Source organism: Georhizobium sp. MAB10 (assembly GCF_045012825.1).
GTDB lineage: Bacteria > Pseudomonadota > Alphaproteobacteria > Rhizobiales > Rhizobiaceae > Georhizobium > Georhizobium profundi.
Map to the genome: position 1 here is coordinate 1,509,986 of NZ_CP118314.1, position 25,338 is coordinate 1,535,323.

Consider the following 25,338-nt stretch of genomic DNA (forward strand, 5'->3'; position numbering starts at 1 on the left):
CTTAGAGCATGTCGGCCGGAAGAAGCGCCTCAGGCAGGTTCTGGTAGGCGACCGGGCGCAGAAAGCGGCGGATGGCGAGCGTTCCGACGGATGTGGCGGCGACGTTGGTGCTGGCAGGGTAGGGGCCGCCATGCATCATGGCATCCACCACCTCGACGCCTGTCGGAAAACCGTTCGCAAGGATGCGCCCGGCCTTCTGTTCCAGGATCGGCATCAGCCGCTGGGCCGTGTCGGTATCAGCGTCATCCAGCTGCAGCGTAACGGTGAGCTGGCCTTCGAGTGCATCAGCTATGGTCAGCAGGTGATCTTCGCTGCGGGCCCGCACCACGATGCCCGCGGGACCGAACACTTCTTCCGCCAGTTCCGGGTTCGAGATGAACGTGTCGGCGTCGGTCGCAAAGAGGCCGGCGGTGGCCGTGCGTCCGGTGGCTTCCGGCGCGCAGATGGTGCGGACGGCGTTGCCGGCGGCGAGCTTTGCGGCATTTCGCCCGAAAGCCTGCGCGATTCCGGCCGAGAGCATGGTCTGCTGAGGCACCTGACGAAGCTGATTGGCCGCCTCAGTCTCGATGAGGTCGGCGCTCGCTTCCGGAACGATCAGGACGCCAGGATTGGTGCAGAACTGGCCGGCACCCATCGTGAGCGATGCCGCCCAATTGCGCGCGATTTCGGCTCCACGGGTCTCGGCCGCGTGCGCGAGCACGAAGACCGGATTGACCGAGCCCAATTCGCCGAAGAAGGGAATGGGTTCCGGCCGGCTGACCGCCAGATCGAAGAGCGCGCGCCCACCACGCAGCGACCCGGTGAACCCGATCGCCTTGATGAGCGGATGCTGGACCAGCGCCGCGCCTGCCTCGTTTGTATCGGACTGCACCAGCGCGAAGACGCCGGGGTGCTGGTCCGTCGCGCGGATCGCTGCGAGGATCGCGGCGGCAACGATTTCGGACGTCCCGGGGTGCGCCTGGTGGCCCTTGACCACGACGGGGCAACCGGCGGCGAGCGCCGAGGCTGTGTCACCGCCGGCCGTCGAAAAGGCCAGCGGAAAATTGGATGCACCAAACACACCGACCGGACCGATCGGCCGCTGGACCAGGCGGATCTCCGGGCGCGGCAGCGGCTTGCGCTCTGGGTCGGCCGCGTCATGGCGTCGGTCGAGATAGGCGCCGTCACGGATATGCTTCGCGAAGAGCCGCAGCTGGCCGGTCGTACGGCCGCGCTCGCCTTCGAGGCGTGCGGCCGGAAGTCCGGTCTCGGCCATGGCGACGGCGGTGATTGCCGCGCCGCGCTCTTCGATGGCATCGGCGATTGCTTCGAGAAATTGAGCCCGGCTTTCGCGGCTGGACCGGCTGTAAAGCAGGAATGCCGCCGCTGCCGCCTGGACGGCACGGTCGATATCGGCGGCGCTGCCGCGTGCGAACCTGGTCTCCACGCCATCGGTGCGGTCGGCCGTGAAAAAGTCTGAGCCCTCGATCCACGCCCCTTCGATCAGATGGCGGCCGTGGAGTGTGATGGGATCGGTCATGGAAATCTCATTCCTCGAAGGGTTCGACCGTGATCTTACGGCCGAGCATGAAGGCATCGGCAACATGAACGAGCGGGGCGAGATCCACATCAATCTCACTTGCGTCGATCAGTTCGGCGAAGCGGCGGTAGATGCCGGCATATTCGACATCGGCTTCCGTCATCTCGCGCCGCCCGCCGATCGTCAACTCCGCTCCGCCCTTGGATAGGCTGAGGGAGCCCGTGTCGGTGCCGATTTCGATGTCCCAGGTTTGCGGACCGGTCTGGCGCCAGTCGAAATCGGCCTCGACCGTCAGTCCGGCGGGGCCCCGGAACCGCAGCGATGCGGCAATGGGGGCTTGGCGTCCGTCCGGCACTTCGAGCGTCGATTGGACGAGGTGGACCGGTTCGGGGAGGATTTCGGTGAGGATTGACAGGGCGTTGATGCCGGGATCGAACACGCCAAGGCCGCCCGGTTCCCAGATCCAGGCCTGGCCGGGATGCCAGCGCCGCACGTCTTCCTTCCAGGTGATGCGCACATGCCGGACCATGCGCTCGGCGAGCCAGGCGCGGGCAGCGGGAACGCCCGCCGCGAAGCGGGAGTGCCACGTCGCGAACAGGCTGACGTTCTTTGCACGCGCTCGTTCGACGAGGTCCTGAACTTCGGCAATGGTCGCGCCCGGCGGCTTTTCCAGCAGGACATGCCGGCCAGCTTCGATGGCGAGCCTCGCCGCCTCGTAGCGCATCTGCGGCGGCATGCAGAGCGCGACCGCGGGGATGTCGGGTCGCTTGTCCAGAAGATCGGTCAGCTGGGCGTGGTTCTCGATGCCGGGCAGGCCGTCGCGGCTGCTGACAGTTGCCGCAAGCTCGAAAGCCTCGTTGCCCTTGATGGACGGAACGTGCTGGTCCTGCGCGATCTTGCCGACACCGACGATGGCGATCTTAGTGACTGTCACGTCCGACATCCTTGCCGCGATGGCCCTTGAGGAAATCGAAGTCGGCTCCGGTATCGGCGCCTTGCACATGGTCATGGAAGAGGCGCGCATAACCACCCGTCGGCTTCTCGACCGGCGGTGTCCACGCGGCCAGACGCGCTTCGATTTCCGCGTCGGAAACATCCAGGTGCAGACGGCGACCCGGGACATCGAGCTCGATCATGTCGCCGGTGCGCACGATCGCGAGCGGCCCGCCGACCGCCGCTTCCGGCGTCGTGTGCAGCACGACCGTCCCATAGGCGGTGCCCGACATGCGCGCATCCGAAATGCGCACCATGTCTCGAACGCCCGTGCGCAGCACCTTCGGCGGCAGGCCCATATTGCCGACTTCGGCCATGCCGGGATAACCGCGCGGTCCGCAATTCTTCATGACCATGATGCAGGACGCGTCGATGTCGAGGTTCTCGTCGTTGATCCTCGCCTTATAGTCGTCGATGTCCTCGAACACCACGGCACGGCCGCGATGCTGCAGAAGTTCCGGGCTTGCCGCCGATGGCTTGAGCACGGCTCCATTGGGCGCAAGGTTGCCTTTGAGCACGGCAATACCGCCATGGGGCGTCAGCGCGTGCTCGACGGGCAGGATCACGTCCTCGTTCCAGTTGCGCGCATCCTTCACCTCGTCCCAGACGCCGGAGCCGGAAACGGTGATCGCATCGCGGTGAAGCAGGCCGGCTTCGCCGAGCCGCTTGATCACCACCGGCAATCCTCCCGCGTAGAAGAACTCCTCCATCAGGTATTTTCCGGACGGCATGAGATTGACGATCGTCGGAACATCGCGGCCGAGCCGGTCCCAATCGTCGAGCGTCAGATCGATGCCAACGCGTCCCGCGATCGCCAGAAGATGAATGACGGCATTCGTGGATCCGCCGATCGCGCCATTGGTGCGGATGGCGTTCTCGAAGGCTTCGCGCGTCATGATGTCGGATGGCTTGAGGTCGTCCTTGACCATGTCGACGATGCGGCGGCCGCTTAGATGCGCCATCACGCGGCGGCGGGAATCGACGGCCGGGATCGCGGCATTGCCGGAAAGCGCCATGCCGAGCGCTTCCGCCATGGAGGCCATTGTGGATGCCGTGCCCATGGTATTGCACGAGCCGGGGCTGCGCGACATGGACTGTTCCGCCTCCAGGAACTCGTCGCTGATCATGGTGCCGGCCTTGATGGCCTCGCTCATCTGCCAGAGCGCTGTGCCGGATCCGACTCGCTCGCCACGGAACCATCCGTTCAGCATCGGGCCACCCGAGACGGCGATGGCCGGGATGTCGACGCTGGCGGCCCCCATCAGCAGCGCCGGAGTGGTCTTGTCGCAACCGACGAGCAGAACGACGCCGTCGATGGGGTTGGCGCGCAACGCTTCCTCGACATCCATGGCGCAGAGGTTGCGGTACATCATCGCCGTGGGGCGCAGCGTGCTTTCACCGGGCGAAAACACCGGGAACTCGACCGGCAGGCCGCCGGCCTCGTAGACACCGTGCTTCACCCGCTGGGCGAGATCGCGCAAGTGCGCGTTGCACGGCGTGAGCTCCGACCAGGTGTTGCAGATGCCGATGACGGGGCGCCCGTCGAACAGGTCGGCCGGCAATCCCTGGTTCTTCATCCAGGAGCGGTGGTAGATGTGGTCGCGGCTTGTGCCACCGAACCATTCGGTCGATCGCAGTTTGCGCGGCCACTCAGCCTTCTTGAAGGTCATCGGTCAGGCCTTGTTCTTGTTGTAAACGTCGAAGATGACGGCAGCGAGCAGCACCAGGCCCTTGATGACCTGCTGGTAGTCGATGCCGATTCCGAGGATCGACATGCCGTTGTTCATCACGCCCATGATGAAGGCGCCAATGACGGCACCGACGATCGTGCCAACGCCGCCCGACATCGACGCGCCACCGATGAACACGGCAGCGATGACGTCGAGCTCGAAGCCCAGGCCGGCTTTCGGCGTGGCCGTGTTAAGCCGGGCGGCGAAGACGAGGCCGGCCAGTGCTGCCAGCATGCCCATGTTGGCGAAGGTGAGGAACACGAGCCGCTCGGTACGGATGCCGGACAACTTCGCGGCCTTCTCGTTGCCGCCGATCGCATAGATGCGGCGGCCGACCGTCGTGCGGTTGGCGACGAAGGAATAGACGGCGATGAGAAGCGCCATGATGATGAAGACGTTCGGCAAGCCGCGGAACGACGCCATGAGATAGCTCATATAGGCGATCGCCAGTGCGATGAGCGCGTTCTTCACGGTAAACAGCGCCGGCGGTTCGGTGGGCAGCCCGCGCTTGATCTCCTGGCTGCGGGTGCGCATCGCGAGATAGAGCAGAAGCGCTGCGACACACAGGCCCATGACGAGCGACAGGATGTTGATGCCGTCGCCGCCGAAAATATCCGGCAGGAAGCCCGACGACATCAGCTGAAAGGTGGGCGGGAAGGGGCCCACGGACTGGCCGGCGAGCAGCCAGAGTGTAAGGCCCTTAAAGACCAGCATGCCCGCAAGGGTGACGATGAAAGAGGGAATCCGGAAATAGGCGATCCAGAAGCCCTGCGCGGCACCGATCGCGGCGCCGACGCCAAGACACAGGATGGACGCCAACACGTAGTTCATGTCCCACTGGACGATCATGACCGCAGCGAGCGCGCCGACGAAGCCGAGCACCGATCCGACCGAAAGGTCGATATGGCCTGACACGATCACCAGCAACATGCCGACCGCCATGATGACGATGTAGCTGTTCTGCAAGATAAGATTGGTCAGGTTGACCGGTCGAAGCAGGATGCCGCCCGTTGCGAACTGGAAGAAGGCCATGATCACGACCAGCGCGATCAGGATGCCATATTCGCGCATGTTGGCGCGGAAGAAGCTGACGCCAGAGGCGCGGACGGGCGTCGGTTCTGCGGTTACGGTCTGGTCCATGGGTCAGCCGCCCGCCTTGATGATGATGGACATGATCTTCTCCTGGCTGGCTTGCGCCGTCGGCAATTCACCGACAAACCGGCCCTTGTTCATGACGTAGAGACGGTCGGTAATGCCGAGCAGTTCGGGCATCTCCGACGAGATGACGATGATCGATTTCCCCGATGCGGCGAGGTCGCGGATGATCGTGTAGATCTCGAACTTGGCGCCGACATCGATGCCGCGGGTGGGTTCATCGAGAATGAGAATGTCCGGATCGGCAAACAGCCATTTCGACAGAACCACCTTCTGCTGGTTGCCACCGGACAGATTGACCGTTGCCTGCTCGATCGACGAGCTCTTGATGCGGACGCGATTGCGATAGTCTTCCGCGACATGCGCCTCGCGGTGTCGATCGACGACGCCTTTGCTGGCGATGCCATCGAGATTGGCAAGCGGCACATTGCGGCGGATTGTCTGGTCCAACACCAGACCGAACGTCTTGCGGTCCTCGGTGGCATAGGCGAGGCCCGCATCGATCGCAGCCGGCACGCTCGACAGATCGACGGTCTTGCCGCGGATCAGCGCCTCGCCGCTGACATAGGTGCCGTAGGAACGGCCAAACATGTTCATGGCAAGCTCGGTCCGGCCCGCTCCCATCAGCCCTGCGATGCCGAGCACTTCGCCTTCGCGCAGCGTGAAGTTGACCTTGTCGACCACGAGCCGGCTGGTGTCGATCGGATGGCGTACGGTCCAGTCGCGCACTTCGAGGATCGTCGGGCCGATCTTCGGATCCCGCGATGGATATCGGTCGGACAACGAGCGTCCGACCATGTCGCGGATGACGCGATCCTCCGGCACCGGACCTTTGGAACAGTCGAGCGACGTCACTGCCATGCCGTCGCGCAGGATCGTGATGGTATCGGCGACCTTCGAGACCTCGTTCAGCTTGTGTGAAATGAGGATGGAGGAAATCCCGCGGCGGCGAAATTCGATGAGAAGCTCCAGAAGCGCGTCGCTGTCGTGTTCGTTCAGCGAGGATGTGGGCTCATCCAGAATGAGCAGGCGCACTTCGCGCGACAGCGCCTTGGCGATTTCGACCAGCTGCTGCTTGCCGAGACCGAGATGCATGACCTTGGTTTCGGGCCGTTCGCGCAGACCGACGCGCGCGAGCAGTTCCCCGGTCCGCCGGTTCGTCTCGCGCCAGTCGATCACGCCGCGCGATGCGCATTCGTTGCCGAGAAAAATGTTTTCCGCAATCGACAGCAGCGGGACGAGCGCGAGTTCCTGATGGATGATGATGATGCCGTCGCGCTCTGAGTCGGCGATGCCGCGGAAGGCCTTCACTTCGCCCTCATAGACGATGTCGCCTTCATATTCGCCATGGGGGTAGACGCCGGACAGCACCTTCATCAACGTCGATTTGCCGGCACCGTTTTCACCGACAAGCGCGTGGATTTCGCCACGCCTGACGGAGAAGGAAACGTCGTCGAGTGCTCGCACGCCCGGAAACGTCTTGGTGATGTTGCGCATCTCAAGGATGGTTTCGCTCATGGCGCGCTCCAGATCGCCGTCGGTTGCCCTTCCACGGTCTGCAGGCCCCGGCCGATGCCGGGACCCGCTGTCCTTGGGAGGATCACTCGATCTCGGATGCTTCGTAGTAGCCGCTGTCGACCAGCACCTCACGCCAGTTGGCTTCGGTCACCGGGACCGGCTCGAGCAGGTAGGACGGTACGATCTTGACGCCGTTGTCATAGGTTTCCGTGTCGTTGATCTCCGGCTCGCCGTCGGAGAGTACCGCGTCGACCATACCTACGGTGACGCGGGCGAGTTCACGCGTATCCTTGAAGATCGTCGAATATTGCTCGCCGGCGAGGATGGACTTCACGGATTGGACTTCGGCGTCCTGTCCGGTCACGATCGGCATCTCCATGTCGCCGGAGCCATAACCGACGCCCTTGAGCGACGAGAGGATGCCGATGGAAAGGCCATCATAGGGCGAAAGCACCCCATGCACCTGGTCGTCGGTGTAGTTGGCCGACAGAAGATTATCCATGCGGGCCTGGGCGACCGAGCCGTCCCAGCGCAGCGTGCCAACAGTCTGCATGCCGGTCTGCCCGGACTTCACGACGATATCGCCGCTGTCGATCAGCGGCTGGAGCACGGACATGGCGCCGTCATAGAAGAAATAGGCATTGTTGTCGTCGGGCGAGCCGCCGAAGAGCTCCACGTTCCAGGTTTCGACATCGCCGAAACGGTCTTCCAGCCCTGCCACAAGCGTCTCGGCCTGCTGCACGCCAACCTGGAAATTGTCGAAGGTGGCGTAATAGTCGACATTCTCGCTGTCGCGGATCAGGCGGTCATAGGCGATCACCTTGATATCCGCAGCGGCCGCGTTTGCGAGCGCGTTCGACAGGGTCGTCCCGTCGATCGCCGCGATCACCAGGACGTTGACGCCCTTGGTGATCATGTTTTCGACCTGAGCGAGCTGGTTCGGGATATCGTCCTCGGCATATTGCAGGTCCGTCTCGTAGCCGGCAGCCTGGAACTGCTCGACCATGGAATTGCCGTCGGAAATCCAGCGTGCGGAAGACTGCGTCGGCATGGCGATGCCAACGAAGCCCTTGTCCTGCGCGAAAGCTGGTACGGCCAACGCAGTCGTTGCAAGCAATGCTGCGGCAATCGCAGCTGAAATATAACGCATGAGTTCCTCCCATTGGCGGCGTGACTCCGCCAGCCTCGATCCGATCTCCTCATCGGACCCCGAGAGTTAGGCAAAAGAGATATGACGGTCAAATTCCGTATCAGCCTAATGATATACCGTTCCCGGTATGCCCGGCTGCAGCGCCTCAATCGATGAGGACAGCGGGCTCAGGTCGCCCGCGGACGTCGAGGCGGACACTGTAGGTCAAGCCGTCGGCGGGACGAGGGGACGGAATGTTTTCGAGCGCACTCGTCACGAAGAGGGTCGAAAAGTCTGCTTCGCCGAATGCGGGGCACGAAACGTGGGCGGCCGGCAGGTGGACAACCTGCTTCAGCGATCCGTCCGGCGCGTAGCAGGCGACACGCGATGCGCCTCATTGAGCATTCCAGAGACAGCTGTCCGCATCCGTCACGGCACCGTCTGGCGAAATGTCTTCTAAGGCCAGGTCGATGAACACTTCGGGCTCGCCTGCCGGCCATCCATCACGGTCCAGCGTCACCGCGTAGACCATGCCGGAGGCGGTGTCCGCGTAATAGGCTCGGCGTCCATCCGGCGCAAAGCAGATGGCGTTCGGAATGGTGATGGCGTCGAAGAGCTTTTCCACGCGGCCCTTGTAAAAGCGGTAGATCGCGCCTCTGCCCTGTTCTGCCTTCTTGCCCATCGTGCCGAACCAGAAGCCGCCGAAGGGATCGGCACGGCCATCGTTGGAGCGGGTGGATGCATCGTCTGCTTCGACCGCGGCGATCCCCGTTCGCGATCCGGTCGAAAAATGGAAGAGGCTCAGGCCAGTTTCGCTGGCGATCAGCAGCCGGTCGCTGTCGACCCAGCCTGCCGCCGAAACGCACTCGCCGAAGCTCCATTCGAGAGGGCCGTCGGCTGACCGGCTGAGGAGCTTGCCCGCGAGAATGTCGAACCAAAAAAGCTGACCGCGCTCGGGATGCCAGAGCGCGCCTTCGCCCAGCATGCATGCGCGCTCGTCATGAACCTGAACTTCGCTCATGCACGCGCCGCGCCGAAGGCCGTCAGGCGAAGAAGACCCTTCTGCAGCAGGATGAAGAGCAGGAGCAGCATGCCGATCACGATCTTGGTCCACCAGCTGGAGAGGCTTCCATCGAAGACGAGATAGGTTTGAATGAGCCCCATCGTCAGAACACCGAATAGGGTGCCGATCACATATCCGGCGCCGCCTGTCAGGATGGTTCCCCCGATCACCACGGCGGCGATTGCCGTGAGTTCGGTACCGACGGTGGCGAGCGGATAACCGGAGCCGGTGTAGACGGAGAAGACCACGCCCGACAGGCCGGCCATCAAACCGGAAAAGGCGTAAATCAGCACGGTTGTCCGCCCGACATTGACACCCATCAGCCGCGCCGTCTGTTCGCCGCCACCGAGGGCGAAGACACTCGCGCCAAACCGCGTGCGATGGGCGAGCAGCGCGCCTGCCAGCACGACGACGACCATCAGGACGCCGATCAGCGTCAACCGGCCTCTGCCCGGCATCAGCCAGTAGGCGTTCTGGATGGCAGCGAAGAAGGGGTCGGTGATGGCGATCGAGTCGATCGTCAGCATGTAGGCGGCGCCGCGCGCCAGGAACATGCCGGCAAGCGTGACGATGAAGGCCGGCATGGCAAGCGCATGGATCAGCCACCCCATCGCTGCTCCGAACGCGCTGGTGATGACCAGCAGTATGACGATGACCAACGGCGCCGGCAGATCGGTATCGCGCAGCATCACGGCGATGAACACACCGGAAAATGCGATGACGGAGCCGACCGACAGGTCGATGCCGCCCGAGAGGATGACGATCGTCATGCCGACCGCGACGATGCCGAGATAGGCGTTATCGGTCAGCAGATTGCCGACGACCCGGGTCGAGAGGATGTTCGGGAATTGCAGGTAGCAGAGAAAATAGCCGACGATGAAGATGCCGATCGTCGTGAGCAGGGGATAGAGGCGCGGATTGATGGTCATGACGCTTCCTTCCGCTCTGCGCGTGCGGTGCGCCGCTCGCTGATCAGCGCCTTCAGATAGAACCAGTCAGCCGAGAGGTTCGGCGACTGCATCACGAGGATCACGAGGACCAGGCCGGCCTTGATGACGAGATTGTATTCCGACGGAAAGCCGGCAAGCACGATGCCCGTGTTGATCGTCTGGATGATCAATGCGCCGATCATCGCGCCAGCGATCGAGAAGCGTCCGCCGAGCAGCGAATTTCCGCCGATCACGACGGCGAGGATCGCGTCCAGTTCCAGCCAAAGCCCGGCATTGTTGGCGTCGGCGCCGCGGATGTCGGCTGTCGCCACGATGCCTGCCAGCGCCGCGCAGAAGCCCGATGCCATGTAGACGGCGATCAGGATCACGGTGGCGTTGACGCCGGCGAGGGCGCTTGCCGCACGATTGATGCCCGTCGCTTCGATGAGAAGTCCAAGCGCGGTTCGCCGCATCAGCGCAGCAACCAGGATCGCCGTTGCAAGCCAGAGAATGGTGGGGAACGGAATGCCGTAAACCGTGCCCGAGCCGATGAACGCCAAATCATTGTTGGAGAAGGTGAGGATACGGCCTTCGGTGATCAACTGCGCAATGCCGCGCCCGGCCGTCATCAGGATCAGCGTCGCGACGATGGGCTGGATGCCGATGAGCGCAACGAGGCAGCCGTTCCACAAACCTGCGGCCAACCCTGCCAGCAGCGCCAGCGCCAATGTCGCGGGAAGGCCGAAGCCGGACGTGATCGCATAGGCGGCAACGGCGCCGGCAATCGCCATGACGGTGCCGACGGAGAGATCGATCCCGCGCGTGGCGATGACGAGCGTCATGCCGACGGCGAGCAGCGCAACCGGTGCCGATCGCTTGAGCACATCCACGACCGGCCCGACAAAGCGTGTGCCATCGTAGGAAATGGAAATGAAGTTCGGGAAGAACAGCGTCACAAGCGCGACGAGGGCAGCCAGCGTCAAGAGCTGCGGCGTGATGCGTTGAAGCGAGCGTATCATCAAGCAGCCTCGGGCTTCGCGATCGCGCGGACGATTGCGTCCGTGCTGATGTCCGCGCCGGCGAGTTCCGTGACATGGCGCCTGTCACGCACGACGATGACACGATCGCAGACAGCAACGAGCTCTTCGAGTTCGGACGAGATGACGAGCACGGCCATGCCGGTCTTCGTGATCTCCTGGATGAGCCGAACGATCTCGGCGTGGGCGCCTACGTCGATGCCGCGGGTGGGTTCGTCGAGGATCAGGAAGCGCGGGTTCATCGCCAGCCAGCGCGCGAGAACCACCTTCTGCTGGTTGCCGCCCGACAATTCTCCGATCGGCTTGTCCGCGCTCGATGTTCGGATGTCGAGGCGGCCGATATAGCGTTCGGCAAGCGCATCCTGCTCCTGACGCGAGATCTTCGACATCCAGCCGCGTTTGGCCTGCAACGCCAGAACGATGTTTTCGCGCACGGACAATTCGGCGATGATGCCATCGACCTTGCGGTCTTCCGGCGCAAAGCCGAAGCCGGCAGCAATCGCCTCGCGCGGGCTGCCATGGGCGACGCGTCCGTGCTGGTCGGAGGCGCTGCCGCTGTCGCTGGTGCGAACACCGAAAAGAAGCTCCGCGCTTTCGGTGCGCCCGGAGCCGAGAAGGCCGGCCAGACCTATTACCTCGCCCTTGCCCACAGCGAGGTCGAATGGTTCGATCATGCCGGCGCGGCCGATGGCCTCGAATGTCAGCAGCGGTCCGCGCTGATCGTCATTGGCTTCGGCATGCTTGCGGTGTTCGTGCGCCGCTTCTTCCAGGTCGCGGCCGAGCATATGGGAAATCAGACGCACGCGGTCGAGGTCGGCCGTTCTTTCCGTGACGATCTTGCGGCCGTTGCGAAGCACCGTGACGCGGTCGCAGATCGCGAAAACCTGATCGAGAAAGTGCGAGACGAAGATGATACCAAGGCCTTCGGCGCGCAGCTTGCGCACAATGGTGAACAGCATGCGCACTTCGGCTGCATCGAGGCTGGCGGTCGGTTCGTCCAGGATCAGAACCTTGCCCGAGAGCGCCACGGCGCGTGCGATGGCGATGATCTGGCGGATGGCGACCGAATAGGCGCCAAGATCGCGATCGACATCGATATCGAGCCCGTAAGGCTCCAGCATTGCCCGAGCCTGCGCCCTTTGGGCTCGTGCGTCGACCAGGCCAAAACGGCGCGGCTCGCGACCAAAGGTCAGGTTCTGTGCGACGGTGAGATTGGGCAGGAGGTTCACCTCCTGATAGACGGTGCCGATGCCGAGCGCCTGCGCTTCTGCCGTTGAGGATGGATCGATCGAAACACCGTCCAGACGGATCTCGCCGGCGTCGCGCTTGTAGGCGCCCGTCAGGCATTTGATCAGCGTGGATTTTCCTGCGCCGTTTTCGCCGAGCAGTGCGTGCACTTCGCCGGCGGCAAGCTCGAAATCGACGCCCTGAAGCGCCTTGGTGCCGACGAAGCTTTTCGACAGCGATGTGATCGACAGGAGCATCGGTTCTTTCCCGCAAGGAAACCGGGGCAATCGCTGCCCCGGTTCTGGTTGGCAGGATCTCTTAGTAACCGAGATCCTTGCGAGCCTCATATTCGGCTGCCGGATCGTCTGCCTGGGTGTAGAGGCGCGATTCCGTCTGGATGAACTTCTCCGGCTCGGTGCCATCCGCCCAATAGGCTTCCAGCGCGTCGAAGGCAGGGCCAGCCATGTTCGGCGTCAATTCCACCGTTGCATTCGCCTCGCCTGCAGCCATGGCCTGGAAGATGTCCGGAACGGCGTCGATGGAGACGATCTTGATGTCTTCGCCAGGTGCAAGCCCGGCTTCCTTGATCGCCTGAATGGCGCCGATCGCCATGTCGTCATTGTGGGCGTAAAGCGCGCAGATGTTTTCGCCACCGCCTTCGGCCTGCAGGAAGCTTTCCATTACGCTCTTGCCGCCGGCGCGCGTGAAGTCGCCGGTCTGGCTGCGCACGATCTCGACATTGGCATGGCCTTCGATGGCATTGCGGAAGCCCTGTGCCCGGTCGATTGCCGGCGACGAACCCGTGGTTCCCTGTAATTCGACCACCCGGCACTCCTCCTCGCCGACTTCGCCGAGGAGCCATTCGCCGGCGACTTCGCCTTCGTGGACGAGATCCGAACCGACGGCTGTCAGATAGAGATCGTCCGAGGAATCGACCTGGCGGTCAAGAAGCACGACCGGGATTTCGGCCTCCTGTGCTTCCTGAAGCACGCTGTCCCATCCCGTCGCGACAACGGGCGCGATGAGAATGGCATCGACGCCCTGCGCGATGAACGACCGCAAGGCTGCGATCTGGTTTTCCTGGCGCTGCTGTGCGTCGGAGAACTGAAGCGTATAGCCGCGCTCTTCGGCCTGCTGCCGCGTGAGCGTCGTTTCGGCGGCGCGCCAGCCGGATTCCGATCCGATCTGCGAGAAGCCGACTGTCTGTGCTGATGCTGCTGCCGATAGAGCGAGCAAGGCCGCCCCGGCAAGAAGTACTCTGGTCATGGTTTTCCTCCACTGTCCACGGGTGGGGCTATCGCGCCCAGCCATGTTCCTCCTCGGACCCGTCCGCGCCGGCCCCCTCGCGCTTGCGAACCGGCAGCTTGGCCGGATCGTGTCTCTTTCCGACGTCGACAGCGCAACCAATTGCGCGTCAAAGCCTCCAATTTCAAAGCATGCGCACGGCCTGGCGCTTTTCCCTGTCAGGCTTCATGACGATCTCCAGCCGATTGGTCAGGGGCAAACCGAAGGCGGCAGCCTCGATTTCGAAAACGTCGCCATTCTGCGCCGCGAACCCTTCGGCAAAGGACAGCGTCGCCGTGCCGAACATGTGGACGTGGACGTCACCCGGCCGGCGGAAGATGCCGTATTTGAAGTGATGATGCTCCAGATTGGCGATCGAATGGGACATGTTCGCCTCACCCGAAAGGAAAGGCTTTTCAAAGACGACCTCGTGGCCACGCCGGATACGGCTCGTCCCTTCGATGCTGTCCGGCAAGGGGCCGACGAGCAGTTCCGGCCCGACCGCCGCCTGGCGCAGCTTGGAGTGCGCGAGATAGAGGTAGTTCCGCTTCTCCATGATGTGGTCGGAAAACTCATTGGCGAGCGCGAAGCCGACACGATAGGGCTCCCCATCGTTGCCGATGACATAGATGCCGGCAATTTCGGGCTCTTCGCCACCGTCCTCGGCATAGGCAGGGCATGCAAGCGCGCCGCAAGGCGCGACCAGCGCGTCGCCATTGCCTTTGTAAAACCATTCCGGCTGCACGCCCGGTGCGCCGTTCAAGGGCTTGCCGCCTTCGAGACCCATGCGGAACATCCGCATGGAATCGGTCTCATTATCGCTAGCTTTCTCGTGCATGGCCGCGCGTGTCGATGCCGATCCCAGATGGGTCAGCCCGGTTCCTGTCAGGTGCAGGTGGCTCGGATCCGGATGCAGGACGGGCGGCAGGAGCCGGCCATCGGCGCAGAGCGATGCCAGGTCCACGGCTTTGCGCAGGCCAAGATTAAGGATCGACGATCTGAGATCGGCGCCATCGTTCGCGCAGGCTAAGGCCAGTTCGTAAAGCGATGCATCGGTCGCGACGTCGTAGGCTTCCGTGCCCTCGCGAGCAACGATCTGAGCCTTTCCATCCTCGCGACGGTACTGTGAGAGCAGCAATTCGGACCTCCTCCAATGCCTCTCCGCGCCCGCCGCGGCGGGTGCGAAGAAGTTTGGTCCGCAGTCTCCCCCCGCAGACCTGATCTTGTGAGCCCGTGGGTAACATCGGCTGATATGCGGTACAAATTCCAATATTTGCCGCAGCTATACCACTCCGGCCATATCAAGGCGTCGATCGCCGAATTTCAAATAGCGTTTCGCTTCTGTAGACTTCTCCTGGCCGCAGAACCGCGTCCGGAAAATTCGGACGGTTCGGTGCATCGGGCCAGGCTTGAGCTTCCAGGGCGAGGCCTGCAAATGCAGGAAGGCTGCGCTCAGCTTCGTCGACAGCAAATTGCGTGTTCTCGCCATCATAAAACTGCAGACCGGGTTCGGTCGTCGAGACATGAAGCGCGATGCCTCCATCGGGCGCTTCCAGGATTGCGGCCAACCGCAGTGGCCCACGGCCAGCTCGAAGACAGAAATTGTGGTCGTAGCGATGCGCGCCGATCCGGCGCGGTTGCCGGAAGTCAAAGGCGGTGCCGCCGATCGAGGCAATGTCGCCGGTCGGGATAAGCTCGTCGTCGACTGGGAGATAATGCGCGGCGTTGATCGTCAGCATCTGTTGCCGGATGTCTCCATCTCCCAGACGGAAAAAGGCATGATTGGCGATGCTGCAGGGTGTGGCGCGGTCTGTCGTCGCCGTTGTCGTGATCCGGAGCGAGGAGGCCGCCTCGATCTCATAGCGGGTCTCAATGTGCATGTGACCCGGAAACCCTTCGTCGCCGTCGGGCAGGTCGATCGTCAAGGTGACGTGCTGATCGCTTTGGTCAACGATGTCCCAAATGCGGCCGTGAAGCCCGAGGCTCCCGCCGTGGAGTGTGTGGCGGTCGAGGAAATTCGGGGTCGTCTGGTAGGTCGTCCCGTCGATGGAGAACCGGGCGTTGCCGATGCGGTTGGCGAAGCGACCGACCATCGCCCCGTAATAGGCCATGGGCCCGAGATAGGGCTCAAGCGTCGGGGCACCGATGACCAGCGAATGGTCGAGGCCGATCAAATTCAGCGATTGAAGCCGTGCCCCGTGGGTCAAGATGCGAGCGCTCAGGTCTCCCGCCTGAAGGTGAACCCCGACGACCTCCTGCCCATCGGGCATCGTTCCGAACACAGCCAAACCATCCCCTCCGTTGCATGGTTCAGGCCAGCGTTGCTAGAAGTCGACATGCGCGTCAAATCGCATTTCCGCTTCGAGAGATAACAGTATGGTCATGTCATGAGCCAGGCCGAGGGTCTCACCAGCCAGAATCACCTTGTTCGCAAGGGGCTGAAATTCTCGCAATTGCGGCTGCTGGCCGTCTTGCGGGACACCGGGCAGATCGGCGCGGCGGCCGAGCAGGTGGGCATGACGCAGCCGGCCGCATCGCGCCTCATGGCACAACTTGAGGAGATGATCGGCACGCCGATCTTCACCCGCCATGCGCGCGGCGTTTCCTTGACGGAAGCCGGCCACATCATGGCCGATCAGGCGGTACGGACCCTGCGCGAGCTCGATCTTTCGCAGGAACGTGTGGTCCAGACGATCCAGGGAACGCGTGGCCTCGTGCGCATCGGATCAGTCACCGGCCCATCGCTCGAGCTGATCCTGCCGCTTGTGCGCGAGATCCGGGTGCTTTCGCCGGCCGTGGAAATCGCGGTTCAGGTCGATACGTCGAATAAGCTCGCCGAAGCGCTCCTTGCGCGTGAACTGGATTTCTATGTCGGCCGCATACCCGATGGTGCCCACGCGCAACCATTCGCGGTGTCTGACATCGGTGACGAACCGATCGGCCTCGTGGTGCGGGCGGATCATCCCTTGACCCGGATCGATCCGTTGTCGCTCGACCGGTGTCTCGATTACGATTGGGTGATGCAGCCGCCAGGCGGCCTGCTGCGGCGTACGGCGGAGGACTACATCCTCTCCAAGGGCTTGCGTCTTCCCCGCCGCGTGCTCGGCACCGCGTCCACGCTCTTCACCCTTGCGCTCGTGCAGAAGACGAACGCGATCGCGCCGCTGGCCAGGGCGGTGGCGGAATTCTTCATCGACAGCAGCGGCCTCGGCAGCCGGCTTGCCACCTTGCCCGTGGCGCCCGACCTGACGGTCAAGACGTATGGCGTCGTGACCCGCCAGGAGCGCGATCTCTCTCCCGCTGCAGAAACGATCCTCGCGACGCTGCTGCGCCGCTGTTCACCGGGTAGTATGCAAGGCGGAGAGGCGGGTGGCTGACCGATGAGCAATGGCAGTGCGCGCCTTCCCGTCACGCCGGATGGGCGCTACTTCGTCGTGCGCGGAAGGCTCTGGCGGACGACCAATCCCGGTCTCGATGCCGATGCGCGGACAAGGCTCGTGAAGGAGCTCATGGATGCGCGTCGCGCGGTCAAGTCGGCGAAGGCCGCGACCGATGCCGACGCACTCGCTGATGCCCGCGCCGCCGTGCACAACGCCAAGGTGGCTCTCGGCGAACGCGGCGCTGTCTGGTGGAACGACGGCGCCCCCGATTTCAACCGCCACCTCGCGAGGAACACGCCCTATCGCGACTGGTTCGAAGCTTTGCCGACGGACAGTGGAGACAGCAATATCGAGCCCTGAGCCAACGCCGGCGATGGCAATCCCTCAATGCTCGATCCGCAACTCGATGCGGTCGGCTGCGAAGCGGGTTCGGGTCAGGTGGAAGACCTCTCCGTCGAGCGTGGTATTGGTTCCAGTCGCCACGAGCACGATCGAGCCTTTGGGCAGGTCGAGATGCGTGAGCTCTGCCTCGCCGGCGCCTTCGGCCAGTACGCGGGTTTCGCGGCGGATATAGTCGTCAATGCCGAATTGGCGGAACGCTGCGGTCATGGATCCCGTCGTCTCGAACACTTCGGCAAAGCCCCTGAACCGCCCGGCGTCGAGCCAATGCGTGGCGAGCGAGATGGGGCGGTCTGCAGCGATGCTCACTGTCTCCAGTTCCAGCACGCTGTCGCCGGGGCTGAGGCCGAGTTCTGCGGCGATGCTCGGGGTCGCCTCCTGTTCCTGCGTGCCCAGCAACCGACTGTTGATCGAAGCGACCTGATCGGACAGGCCGGCGCTGAGCCGAGTGCGCAGGCGGATCGGGTACGATAGGCGGCCTGAGCGGGTGACGATGGTGCCAAGCCCGTGCCGGGTCTGCACCAATCCCTCCGAAGCAAGATGCGCGATTGCTGCGCGTGCCGTGTGGCGATTGACGCCGAACTGGCGGCCGATCTCGAATTCGGACGGCAGCTTCGAGGCGGGCGGAAACTCGCCGCGGTCGATTGCCCCGCGCAGCTGATCCGCCACCTGCCGCCACAGCGCGACCCCGCTTCTGGAAATGCCCACCTTGTCCGCCATCGTCACAGCCTTGTCATCGATCATCCGTAGTGTAGGCTACAGTTGTCTAGATAAACAGACAAGTGACGGGATGCTTCGATGAGTTGGGATGGCCGGAAAGAAGCGATGGGTCTGCTTGCCCGCGCTGACATGACACTACTGGACTGCTTGTGCCAGCAGGCTGCTCTGCCGCGTGAAACGCGCGTCGTCCGGCCACCGGAAACTGGCCTCGTCACGCTGCGCGGACGTATTGGCGGCGGTGGCTCGCCGTTCAATGTGGGAGAGGTGACCGTGACGCGGGCAAGCGTCGAACTCGACGGTCACATTGGTCATGCTTATGCGCTGGGACGCGATCGCAAGAAGGCGCTGCAGTCGGCGATCTGCGATGCGCTCTGCCAGGATGAAACGCGGCGCGAGATGATCGAGCAGCAGATCCTCAAGCCGCTGCGCAAGGCGGAGCAAGAGGCCGACGCGCGGCGTGCCGAAGAGACCGCGGCCACAAAGGTCGACTTTTTCACCATGGTTCGCGGCGAGGACTGAAGATGACCGCTTTCGCAACACAGCAGCCTGCCGATCCGGTCTTCCGCGCGCAGGCGAATTTTCGGGCATTGATGGACGCGCTGTCGCGTCCCGGTACGATCCAGCGGCTGGTCGTCGATGAAGACGCCGGCGCCATTGATGCCGATCTAGCCGCCATCGCGCTGACGCTCATCGATCACGAAACGTCCCTGTGGCTTAGCCCGTCGCTCGCCGATGATCGCAAGGTGCGGGAGTGGCTTGCTTTCGCAACGGGCGCGCCGCTCGTCGATGCGCCCGAGCGCGCCGCCTTCGCGCTCGTCGCCGAGGCCGATCCGCTGCCCGACCTTCGCGCTTTCGGGCAGGGAACGCAGGAATATCCGGATCGCTCGACCACCATCGTCAAGGCCTGCGGAGGCCTGACGCATGGGCCGCGCCTGGCTTGCTCGGGCCCGGGCATCAAGACGTCAGCGACCGTGGCACCCGCCGGTCTCGGCGCGGACTTCGTCGAGCGCTGGGCGGAGAACCGTGCGCTGTTCCCCCGCGGTGTTGATCTCATCCTGTGTGCGGGAGGCGCCGTGATGGGCATGCCGCGCACGCTCACCATCAAACGCGTGGAGGTCTGACATGTATGTTGCCGTCAAGGGTGGTGAAAAGGCGATCGCCAACGCCCACCGGCTTCTGGCCGACCGTCGTCGGGGCAACCGCGACCTGCCTGCCATCGGGCTCGACCAGATCGTCGAGCAGCTGGCGCTCGGGGTCGATCGCGTCATGGCCGAAGGATCGCTTTACGATCGCGAACTGGCCGCACTCGCACTTCGTCAGGCGCGGGGCGACATGATCGAGGCGATCTTCTTGCTGCGGGCCTATCGCACCACGCTCAGTCGCTTCGGCTATTCGCGCCCGATCGAGACGGGCGAAATGCGGATCGAGCGGCGCATTTCAGCCACGTTCAAGGATCTGCCTGGCGGGCAACTGCTCGGGCCGACTTTCGACTACACGCACCGCCTGCTCGATCCGGCACTGGCCGGCGACGAAGCGATCCCCGAAGGCGAGCGGATCAGCGTCGACGATGCATCGCCGCCGCCGCGCGTGTCAGCGCTGCTTGCCGAAGAAGGTCTGGTGGAAGAAGACGGAAGCGTCGAGGGCGACCATATCGCCGACATCACCCGCGAGCCGCAGGACTATCCGATGGGTCGTGACGGCAGGCTTCAATCTCTCGCCCGCGGCGACGAAGGCTTTCTGCTCGCGCTCGCCTATTCGACGCAGCGGGGCTTCGGTCGCTCTCACCCTTTCGCCGGTGAAATTCGTATCGGCGAGGTGGAGGTGGAGCTTGATGTTCCCAAGCTCGATTTTGCCGTGCCGCTTGGGCGCGTGCGCGTTACCGAATGCCAGATGATCAACCAGTTCAAGGGCTCGGCCAAGGCGCCGCCGCAGTTCACACGTGGCTATGGCCTCGTCTTCGGTCAATCGGAGCGCAAGGCGATGGCCATGGCGCTCTGCGACCGGGCCCTGCGGGCCGGCGAACTGGGCGAAGAGACCGGCGCACCGGCGCAGGACGAAGAGTTCGTGCTTTCCCATTGCGACAACGTGCAGGCCACCGGGTTCGTCGAGCACCTGAAGCTGCCGCATTACGTCGATTTCCAGGCTGAGCTCGATCTGGTGCGCCGTATGCGCGCTGCGCACGAAGCGGAGAACGAGACTGTCGAAGACCAGCGCGAGGCCGCCGAATGACCGGGGAACCCTTCTACAATTTCGCCTATCTGGACGAGCAGACCAAGCGCATGATCCGGCGCGCGATCCTGAAGGCGATCGCGATCCCCGGCTATCAGGTGCCGTTCGCCAGCCGGGAAATGCCGATGCCGTACGGCTGGGGGACCGGGGGCGTGCAGGTGACCGCCGCCATCATCGGCCAGGACGATGTGCTCAAGGTCATCGACCAGGGCGCGGACGACACGACGAATGCCGTTTCCATCCGCGCATTCTTCCAGAAGGTCACCAATGTTGCGGTGACAACTGACACCGCGGCGGCGACGATCATCCAGACCCGCCACCGCATACCCGAACATCCGCTGACCGATGGCCAGATCATCGTCTACCAGGTGCCGATCCCCGAGCCGCTGCGCTTCCTCGAGCCGCGGGAGACCGAGACGCGGACGATGCATGCGCTTGAGGAATATGGCCTGATGCACGTCAAGCTCTATGAGGACATCGCCCGCCACGGCGAGATCGCGACGACCTACGCCTATCCGGTCAAGGTGGAGGGGCGCTATGTGATGGATCCGTCGCCGACGCCGAAATTCGACAATCCTAAAATGCACATGTCGCCGGCGCTGCAGCTCTTCGGGGCAGGGCGCGAGCGTCGCATCTATGCGATCCCGCCCTATAGCGACGTGGTGAGCCTCGATTTCGACGACCATCCCTTCACGGTGCAGAGCTTCGACAAGCCCTGTGCATTGTGCGGCGCAGACGATGTCTATCTCGACGAGGTGATCATGGACGACCGCGGCACGCGCATGTTCGTCTGCTCCGACACGGCGCACTGCGATGGGCGACGCTCGGAAGGTCATGTCGGAAATCAGGCCGCTGTCGAGGAGGCACGGCGATGAGCGACCAGCCCCTGATGACCGCACGCGGCGTCACGAAAATCTATGGCGAGCGCATCGGCTGCGAGGCCGTCGACCTCGACATCCACCCGGGCGAGATCGTTGCGATCGTTGGCGAATCCGGGTCCGGCAAGACCACGCTTTTGAACTGCCTCTCCGCGCGGCTCGCGCCTTCGGCCGGCAGCATCGACTACCGCATGCGAGACGGTCGGCTGCAGGATCTCTATGCGATGGGTGAGGCCAAACGCCGGTGCCTCATGCGCACCGACTGGGGCTTCGTGCACCAGAATCCAGCGGACGGCCTGCGCATGGGCGTCTCGGCCGGCGCCAATGTGGGCGAGCGGCTGATGGCTGTCGGCGAGCGCCACTATGGGCGGATCCGCGATACCGCGGCCGACTGGCTGGAGCGGGTCGAGATTTCGACCGACCGCATCGACGACCGACCCAACGCGTTTTCCGGCGGCATGCGCCAGCGGCTCCAGATCGCGCGCAATCTCGTCACCGTGCCGCGGCTCGTCTTCATGGACGAGCCGACGGGCGGTCTCGATGTCTCGGTCCAGGCCCGGCTTCTCGATCTGTTGCGCGGGCTTGTCGGCGAACTGGGGCTTGCAGCCATCGTCGTCACCCATGACCTTGCGGTGGCACGGCTGTTGTCGCAGCGGATCATGGTCATGAAGGACGGCCACGTCATCGAGCATGGTCTGACCGACCGGGTGCTCGACGATCCGCGCGAGCCCTACACGCAGCTCCTCGTCTCTTCCATCCTGCAGGTGTGAGGACAGACCATGTCAGATCCACTCGTCGTTTCGGGCGTCGCCAAGAGTTTCACCATGCATTTGAGAGGCGGGCTGCGTCTGCCCGTCGTCGACAATGTCAATTTTCGTGTGGCGCGCGGCGAATGCGTCGTGCTCGGCGGCCCTTCGGGTGCCGGCAAGAGTTCGATCCTCAAGATGCTCTACGGGAATTACGCAGTGGATGGCGGCGAGATCCTCGTCACGCATGATGACGAGACCGTCGATCTTGCCCAGGCTTCCCCACGCCAGGTGCTGCAACTGCGCCGCAACGTCATCGGTTATGTCAGCCAATTCCTGCGCACGGTGCCGCGCGTCTCTGCGCTCGATGTCGTCGCCGAGCCGCTGATCGCGCGGGGCCATGACGCAGATGCTGCGCGGCAGCAGGCGAGGGCGCTGCTTGAACGACTGAACCTTCCGCACGCGCTTTGGTCTTTGCCACCGGCGACGTTTTCCGGCGGCGAGCAGCAGCGCGTGAACATCGCGCGGGGCTTCATCACCGAACATCCCGTGCTGCTTCTCGATGAACCGACGGCATCGCTCGACGCACAGAACCGGCGCGTGGTCATCGCGATGATCGAGGAGAAAAAGCGGGCGGGTGCCGCCTTGCTCGGCATCTTTCACGACGAGGAAGTGCGCGAGACGGTCGCAGACCGGATCATCGACGTCACGGCCTTTCGGCCGGCGCGCGAGGCCGCCTGATCATGGGACGACTTTCGCCGGAATCTTCCGTTCACGAAACGGCCGAGATCAAGGGGTGTACGCTCGGGCGCTACACGGAAATCAGCGCGCGCAGCCGCGTGGCCGAGACGGTGCTCGGCGATTATTCCTACATCATGCAGGATTGCGATGTGTGGTGCACGACGATCGGTAAGTTCGTGTCGATCGCCGCGGCCGTGCGCATCAATGCCACCAACCACCCCACCTGGCGCGCGAGCCAGCACCATTTCACGTACCGGGCCGGCGACTATTTCGACGGTGCCGAAAACGATGCCGAGTTCTTCTCCTGGCGGCGGGAAAATGCTGTCACAATCGGCCACGACGTGTGGATCGGCCACGGTGCGACACTTCTTCCGGGCGTGTCGATCGGCAATGGCGCGGTGATCGGCGCGGGTGCCGTCGTGTCGAAGGATGTCGAACCTTATACGATCGTCGGCGGTGTTCCCGCCAAACCAATCCGCAAGCGTTTCGAGGCAGATATCGCCGCCGAACTGGACGCGCTTGCCTGGTGGGATTGGGACCACGACAAGCTGCACGCGGCGCTTGACGACTTCCGCACGCTGGCCATCGACGACTTCATCGCCAAGCATCGCTGACGCCCTGCCGAGGCTGAAGCCATCGCTTCCCGCGAGCCTTCATCAATCTGTTGCAATACCGTCAACCCACTGTCGTGAACGCTCGGTAGGGAGTGGATGCCAGGCCGGATGGGGTGTCCGGACCGCACATATTCCAATTGATCGTGGAGATCATGATGATCGCTCAAATCGCTCGCGGCGCCGTCAACGTAGCGCTCGCAACCAGCCTTCTCGCCGGCTCCGCCCTTGCTCAGGACATCGATGTCTTCCGCGTCGGCCTTCTCGGCGGTGAAAACGAAGCCGACCGTCTGCGCAAGAACGACTGCATGGTTCAGCAGCTCGGCGAAATCCTCGGCGTGCCCGTCGAGCTCTATCCGGCTTCGGACTATGCCGGCGTGATGCAGGGCCTCGTTGCAGGCCAGCTCGATGCCGCCCAACTCGGCGCCTCCGGTTACGCCGGCATCTACCTGCAGGATCCGGAAGCCGTCGAGCCTGCCTTCGTCGCTCTCGAGGCCGACGGTTCGGATGGCTACTACGCCATGATGTACACCAAGGCCGACAGCGGCATCGAGTCGCTCGAAGACATGGAAGGCAAGTCTCTCGCCTTCGCCGACCCGAACTCCACGTCCGGCTACCTCGTGCCGAAGGCCGAACTCGAAGCCCAGGAAATCGTCATCGACGACTATTTTTCCCAGACCGGCTTCGGTGGCGGCCATGAGCAGGCCGTGATTGCCGTTCTCAACGACCAGTATGATGCTGGCGTCACCTGGACCTCGGGCGTCGGCGAAGAATCCGAAGGCTTCTCCCGCGGCGCTCTGCGCTCGATGGTCGACAAGGACCTTCTCGACATGTCGGACCTGCGCATCATCTGGCAGTCGAACCTCATCCCGAACGGTCCCTGGGTAAACCGCAAGAGCCTGCCGCAGGACGTCAAGGACAAGGTCAATGGCTGGCTCGAGACGCTGAACGAGACCGACCCGGAGTGCTACATCAACGTGTCGCAGGGCGAAGGCCAGGGCTTCAAGGCCGTGGACCACTCGTTCTTTGAAGGCGTCGTTGCCATGCGCCAGCGCGAACTCGAAGGCTCCCGCTGAGCTGATCGCAAACCAGCGATAAGTCAGACAGGTCCGCAGCTTCTGCGGGCCTGTCTTTCCGCGAATGGCAGCCACCCGTTCGGGTACCGGCAACCTCGAAGGACATCCCATGCTTGCGATCAAGAACCTGACCAAGAGCTTCAAGACGCGCAATGCCGTCGACAATATCTCGCTTGATATTCCAGACGGCCAGATGGTGGGGGTCATCGGGCGCTCCGGTGCCGGCAAGTCGACGCTTTTGCGGATGATCAACCGGTTGGCAGAGCCGACCGGTGGCTCGATCATCTTCGACGGCCGGGACGTGACGGCGCTTAAAGGCCGGGAACTGCTCGAATGGCGGGCAAATTGCGCCATGGTGTTCCAGCAGTTTAATCTCGTCGGTCGCCTGAACGTTCTGACCAACGTGCTTACCGGGCGGCTTTATCACCATGGCCTCATCGCCAGCATGTTCCAGGTGTTTACGCCTGCCGAACGTGCCTTCGCGATCCGCGCGCTCGATCGTCTGGGCATGGCGCATACGGCTCTGCAACAGGCCGATACGCTGTCCGGTGGTCAGATGCAGCGCGTCGCCATCGCCCGTGCGCTTGCCCAGGAACCGAAGATCGTGCTTGCGGACGAGCCGATCGCGTCGCTCGATCCGATGAACGCTAAAGTCGTCATGGATGCGTTGCGCACGATCAACCGCGAAGACGGCATCGCCGTCATCTGCAATCTCCATACGCTCGATACGGCTCGCAACTACTGCGACCGCGTCATCGGGCTCTTCGAAGGCCGCGTCGTGTTCGACGGGCCGCCATCTGCCCTGACCGAACGGGCGGCACGCGAGATATACGGCGCGGAGGCAGACGAGGCCTTCAGCGAGAGCATGACGTCGACGACGCTGAAGCCCGCAGGCACCGAAGTGCCGGCCGAGCGTCTGACGGAGGCGGACCTGCAGCAGCGCGCCCGCGCAGAACTCCTGGCAGGCTGAGCCC

Annotated in this window: 24 protein-coding genes and 1 pseudogene; 11 read left to right on the top strand and 14 right to left on the bottom strand. The window is 63.5% G+C overall.

Translation table 11 applies throughout. The features are described 5' to 3' along the window. Position 1: 1 nt before the first annotated feature. The 13 genes and pseudogenes from PU133_RS06865 to PU133_RS06925 form a co-directional block, all read right to left on the bottom strand. Entirely contained in the window at positions 2-1,519 is a 1,518-nt protein-coding gene (locus PU133_RS06865) for an aldehyde dehydrogenase (NADP(+)) (RefSeq protein ID WP_404864034.1), read from the bottom strand. A gap of 7 nt (positions 1,520-1,526) precedes the next feature. Further along, positions 1,527-2,453, bottom strand: coding sequence for a Gfo/Idh/MocA family protein (locus tag PU133_RS06870; protein ID WP_404864035.1), 927 nt, complete (start codon positions 2,451-2,453; stop codon positions 1,527-1,529). Beyond that, a complete protein-coding gene (araD, locus tag PU133_RS06875) occupies positions 2,440-4,182 on the bottom strand; it encodes an L-arabinonate dehydratase (protein WP_404864036.1) in 1,743 nt (580 codons plus the stop codon). Before araD ends, PU133_RS06870 begins: the two co-directional genes overlap by 14 nt. 3 nt (positions 4,183-4,185) lie before the next feature. Next, positions 4,186-5,382 (bottom strand): multiple monosaccharide ABC transporter permease, encoded by a 1,197-nt coding sequence (gene mmsB / locus PU133_RS06880; protein ID WP_404864037.1) that lies wholly within the window; start codon positions 5,380-5,382, stop codon positions 4,186-4,188. 3 nt (positions 5,383-5,385) lie between these two features. Then, the gene (gene mmsA / locus PU133_RS06885) at positions 5,386-6,915 is read right to left on the bottom strand and encodes a multiple monosaccharide ABC transporter ATP-binding protein (RefSeq protein ID WP_404864038.1); all 1,530 of its coding nucleotides are present in this window, start codon (positions 6,913-6,915) and stop codon (positions 5,386-5,388) included. 82 nt (positions 6,916-6,997) lie between these two features. Continuing rightward, on the bottom strand, positions 6,998-8,065 hold the full coding sequence (gene chvE / locus PU133_RS06890; protein WP_404864039.1) for a multiple monosaccharide ABC transporter substrate-binding protein: 1,068 nt from the start codon (positions 8,063-8,065) through the stop codon (positions 6,998-7,000). Positions 8,066-8,210: 145 nt separating this feature from the next. Continuing rightward, positions 8,211-9,065, bottom strand: a pseudogene (locus tag PU133_RS06895) (SMP-30/gluconolactonase/LRE family protein). Further along, positions 9,062-10,030, bottom strand: coding sequence for a galactofuranose ABC transporter, permease protein YjfF (gene yjfF / locus PU133_RS06900; protein ID WP_404864463.1), 969 nt, complete (start codon positions 10,028-10,030; stop codon positions 9,062-9,064). Before yjfF ends, PU133_RS06895 begins: the two are co-directional and overlap by 4 nt. A gap of 2 nt (positions 10,031-10,032) precedes the next feature. Next, positions 10,033-11,055: an ABC transporter permease gene (locus PU133_RS06905; RefSeq protein WP_404864040.1), complete on the bottom strand. Its 1,023-nt coding sequence runs from the start codon at positions 11,053-11,055 to the stop codon at positions 10,033-10,035. After that, positions 11,055-12,557 (bottom strand): sugar ABC transporter ATP-binding protein, encoded by a 1,503-nt coding sequence (locus PU133_RS06910; protein WP_404864041.1) that lies wholly within the window; start codon positions 12,555-12,557, stop codon positions 11,055-11,057. Before PU133_RS06910 ends, PU133_RS06905 begins: the two co-directional genes overlap by 1 nt. Positions 12,558-12,618: 61 nt before the next feature. Then, positions 12,619-13,566, bottom strand: coding sequence for a galactofuranose ABC transporter, galactofuranose-binding protein YtfQ (gene ytfQ / locus PU133_RS06915; RefSeq protein WP_126008975.1), 948 nt, complete (start codon positions 13,564-13,566; stop codon positions 12,619-12,621). A 163-nt stretch (positions 13,567-13,729) separates the two neighbouring features. Next, positions 13,730-14,722, bottom strand: a complete 993-nt coding sequence (gene araD1, locus PU133_RS06920; RefSeq protein WP_404864042.1) for an AraD1 family protein — start codon at positions 14,720-14,722, stop codon at positions 13,730-13,732. Positions 14,723-14,885: 163 nt separating this feature from the next. Then, entirely contained in the window at positions 14,886-15,866 is a 981-nt protein-coding gene (locus PU133_RS06925; RefSeq protein WP_404864464.1) for an aldose epimerase family protein, read from the bottom strand. 105 nt (positions 15,867-15,971) lie between these two features. On the opposite strand from PU133_RS06925, the gene PU133_RS06930 reads away from it, so the two are divergent. Together PU133_RS06930 and PU133_RS06935 are read left to right on the top strand one after the other, a co-directional pair. Continuing rightward, positions 15,972-16,961 (top strand): LysR family transcriptional regulator, encoded by a 990-nt coding sequence (locus tag PU133_RS06930; protein ID WP_404864043.1) that lies wholly within the window; start codon positions 15,972-15,974, stop codon positions 16,959-16,961. Positions 16,962-16,964: 3 nt separating this feature from the next. After that, positions 16,965-17,324: a hypothetical protein gene (locus tag PU133_RS06935; RefSeq protein ID WP_404864044.1), complete on the top strand. Its 360-nt coding sequence runs from the start codon at positions 16,965-16,967 to the stop codon at positions 17,322-17,324. A gap of 24 nt (positions 17,325-17,348) precedes the next feature. Here the strand turns inward: PU133_RS06935 and phnF are convergent, their stop codons facing one another. After that, positions 17,349-18,083, bottom strand: a complete 735-nt coding sequence (gene phnF, locus PU133_RS06940; protein WP_404864045.1) for a phosphonate metabolism transcriptional regulator PhnF — start codon at positions 18,081-18,083, stop codon at positions 17,349-17,351. A 78-nt stretch (positions 18,084-18,161) separates the two neighbouring features. Between phnF and phnG the strand changes: the two genes are divergently transcribed. From phnG to phnC, 9 genes are all read left to right on the top strand, one after another. Then, positions 18,162-18,602, top strand: a complete 441-nt coding sequence (gene phnG, locus PU133_RS06945) for a phosphonate C-P lyase system protein PhnG (RefSeq protein ID WP_404864046.1) — start codon at positions 18,162-18,164, stop codon at positions 18,600-18,602. A gap of 2 nt (positions 18,603-18,604) precedes the next feature. Continuing rightward, on the top strand, positions 18,605-19,204 hold the full coding sequence (gene phnH / locus PU133_RS06950; RefSeq protein WP_404864047.1) for a phosphonate C-P lyase system protein PhnH: 600 nt from the start codon (positions 18,605-18,607) through the stop codon (positions 19,202-19,204). A gap of 1 nt (position 19,205) precedes the next feature. Further along, positions 19,206-20,312, top strand: coding sequence for a carbon-phosphorus lyase complex subunit PhnI (locus PU133_RS06955; RefSeq protein ID WP_404864048.1), 1,107 nt, complete (start codon positions 19,206-19,208; stop codon positions 20,310-20,312). Further along, positions 20,309-21,187, top strand: a complete 879-nt coding sequence (locus tag PU133_RS06960) for an alpha-D-ribose 1-methylphosphonate 5-phosphate C-P-lyase PhnJ (RefSeq protein ID WP_404864049.1) — start codon at positions 20,309-20,311, stop codon at positions 21,185-21,187. The genes PU133_RS06955 and PU133_RS06960 overlap by 4 nt, the downstream gene beginning before the upstream one ends. Then, a complete protein-coding gene (gene phnK / locus PU133_RS06965) occupies positions 21,184-21,960 on the top strand; it encodes a phosphonate C-P lyase system protein PhnK (protein WP_404864050.1) in 777 nt (258 codons plus the stop codon). Before PU133_RS06960 ends, phnK begins: the two co-directional genes overlap by 4 nt. Before the next feature lie 9 nt (positions 21,961-21,969). Then, complete coding sequence (gene phnL, locus PU133_RS06970; protein WP_404864051.1) at positions 21,970-22,677, top strand: phosphonate C-P lyase system protein PhnL; 708 nt, start codon at positions 21,970-21,972, stop codon at positions 22,675-22,677. A 2-nt stretch (positions 22,678-22,679) separates the two neighbouring features. Beyond that, on the top strand, positions 22,680-23,291 hold the full coding sequence (locus PU133_RS06975; RefSeq protein ID WP_404864052.1) for a DapH/DapD/GlmU-related protein: 612 nt from the start codon (positions 22,680-22,682) through the stop codon (positions 23,289-23,291). 152 nt (positions 23,292-23,443) lie between these two features. Continuing rightward, on the top strand, positions 23,444-24,364 hold the full coding sequence (phnD, locus tag PU133_RS06980; protein ID WP_404864053.1) for a phosphonate ABC transporter substrate-binding protein: 921 nt from the start codon (positions 23,444-23,446) through the stop codon (positions 24,362-24,364). A gap of 109 nt (positions 24,365-24,473) precedes the next feature. After that, positions 24,474-25,334, top strand: a complete 861-nt coding sequence (gene phnC, locus PU133_RS06985; protein WP_404864054.1) for a phosphonate ABC transporter ATP-binding protein — start codon at positions 24,474-24,476, stop codon at positions 25,332-25,334. Positions 25,335-25,338 lie beyond the last annotated feature (4 nt).

Coding starts and splice junctions, on each gene's coding strand:
- phnK (WP_404864050.1), top strand. CDS start 21,184: ATGAGCGACCAGCCCCTGATGACCGCACGCGGCGTCACGAAAATCTAT.
- phnC (WP_404864054.1), top strand. CDS start 24,474: ATGCTTGCGATCAAGAACCTGACCAAGAGCTTCAAGACGCGCAATGCC.
- mmsB (WP_404864037.1), bottom strand. CDS start 5,382: ATGGACCAGACCGTAACCGCAGAACCGACGCCCGTCCGCGCCTCTGGC.
- araD (WP_404864036.1), bottom strand. CDS start 4,182: ATGACCTTCAAGAAGGCTGAGTGGCCGCGCAAACTGCGATCGACCGAA.
- mmsA (WP_404864038.1), bottom strand. CDS start 6,915: ATGAGCGAAACCATCCTTGAGATGCGCAACATCACCAAGACGTTTCCG.
- PU133_RS06960 (WP_404864049.1), top strand. CDS start 20,309: ATGACCGGGGAACCCTTCTACAATTTCGCCTATCTGGACGAGCAGACC.
- PU133_RS06910 (WP_404864041.1), bottom strand. CDS start 12,557: ATGCTCCTGTCGATCACATCGCTGTCGAAAAGCTTCGTCGGCACCAAG.
- PU133_RS06930 (WP_404864043.1), top strand. CDS start 15,972: ATGAGCCAGGCCGAGGGTCTCACCAGCCAGAATCACCTTGTTCGCAAG.
- PU133_RS06975 (WP_404864052.1), top strand. CDS start 22,680: ATGGGACGACTTTCGCCGGAATCTTCCGTTCACGAAACGGCCGAGATC.
- PU133_RS06905 (WP_404864040.1), bottom strand. CDS start 11,055: ATGATACGCTCGCTTCAACGCATCACGCCGCAGCTCTTGACGCTGGCT.
- PU133_RS06865 (WP_404864034.1), bottom strand. CDS start 1,519: ATGACCGATCCCATCACACTCCACGGCCGCCATCTGATCGAAGGGGCG.
- phnG (WP_404864046.1), top strand. CDS start 18,162: ATGAGTTGGGATGGCCGGAAAGAAGCGATGGGTCTGCTTGCCCGCGCT.
- phnL (WP_404864051.1), top strand. CDS start 21,970: ATGTCAGATCCACTCGTCGTTTCGGGCGTCGCCAAGAGTTTCACCATG.
- PU133_RS06935 (WP_404864044.1), top strand. CDS start 16,965: ATGAGCAATGGCAGTGCGCGCCTTCCCGTCACGCCGGATGGGCGCTAC.
- phnF (WP_404864045.1), bottom strand. CDS start 18,083: ATGGCGGACAAGGTGGGCATTTCCAGAAGCGGGGTCGCGCTGTGGCGG.
- chvE (WP_404864039.1), bottom strand. CDS start 8,065: ATGCGTTATATTTCAGCTGCGATTGCCGCAGCATTGCTTGCAACGACT.
- PU133_RS06955 (WP_404864048.1), top strand. CDS start 19,206: ATGTATGTTGCCGTCAAGGGTGGTGAAAAGGCGATCGCCAACGCCCAC.
- phnD (WP_404864053.1), top strand. CDS start 23,444: ATGATGATCGCTCAAATCGCTCGCGGCGCCGTCAACGTAGCGCTCGCA.
- ytfQ (WP_126008975.1), bottom strand. CDS start 13,566: ATGACCAGAGTACTTCTTGCCGGGGCGGCCTTGCTCGCTCTATCGGCA.
- phnH (WP_404864047.1), top strand. CDS start 18,605: ATGACCGCTTTCGCAACACAGCAGCCTGCCGATCCGGTCTTCCGCGCG.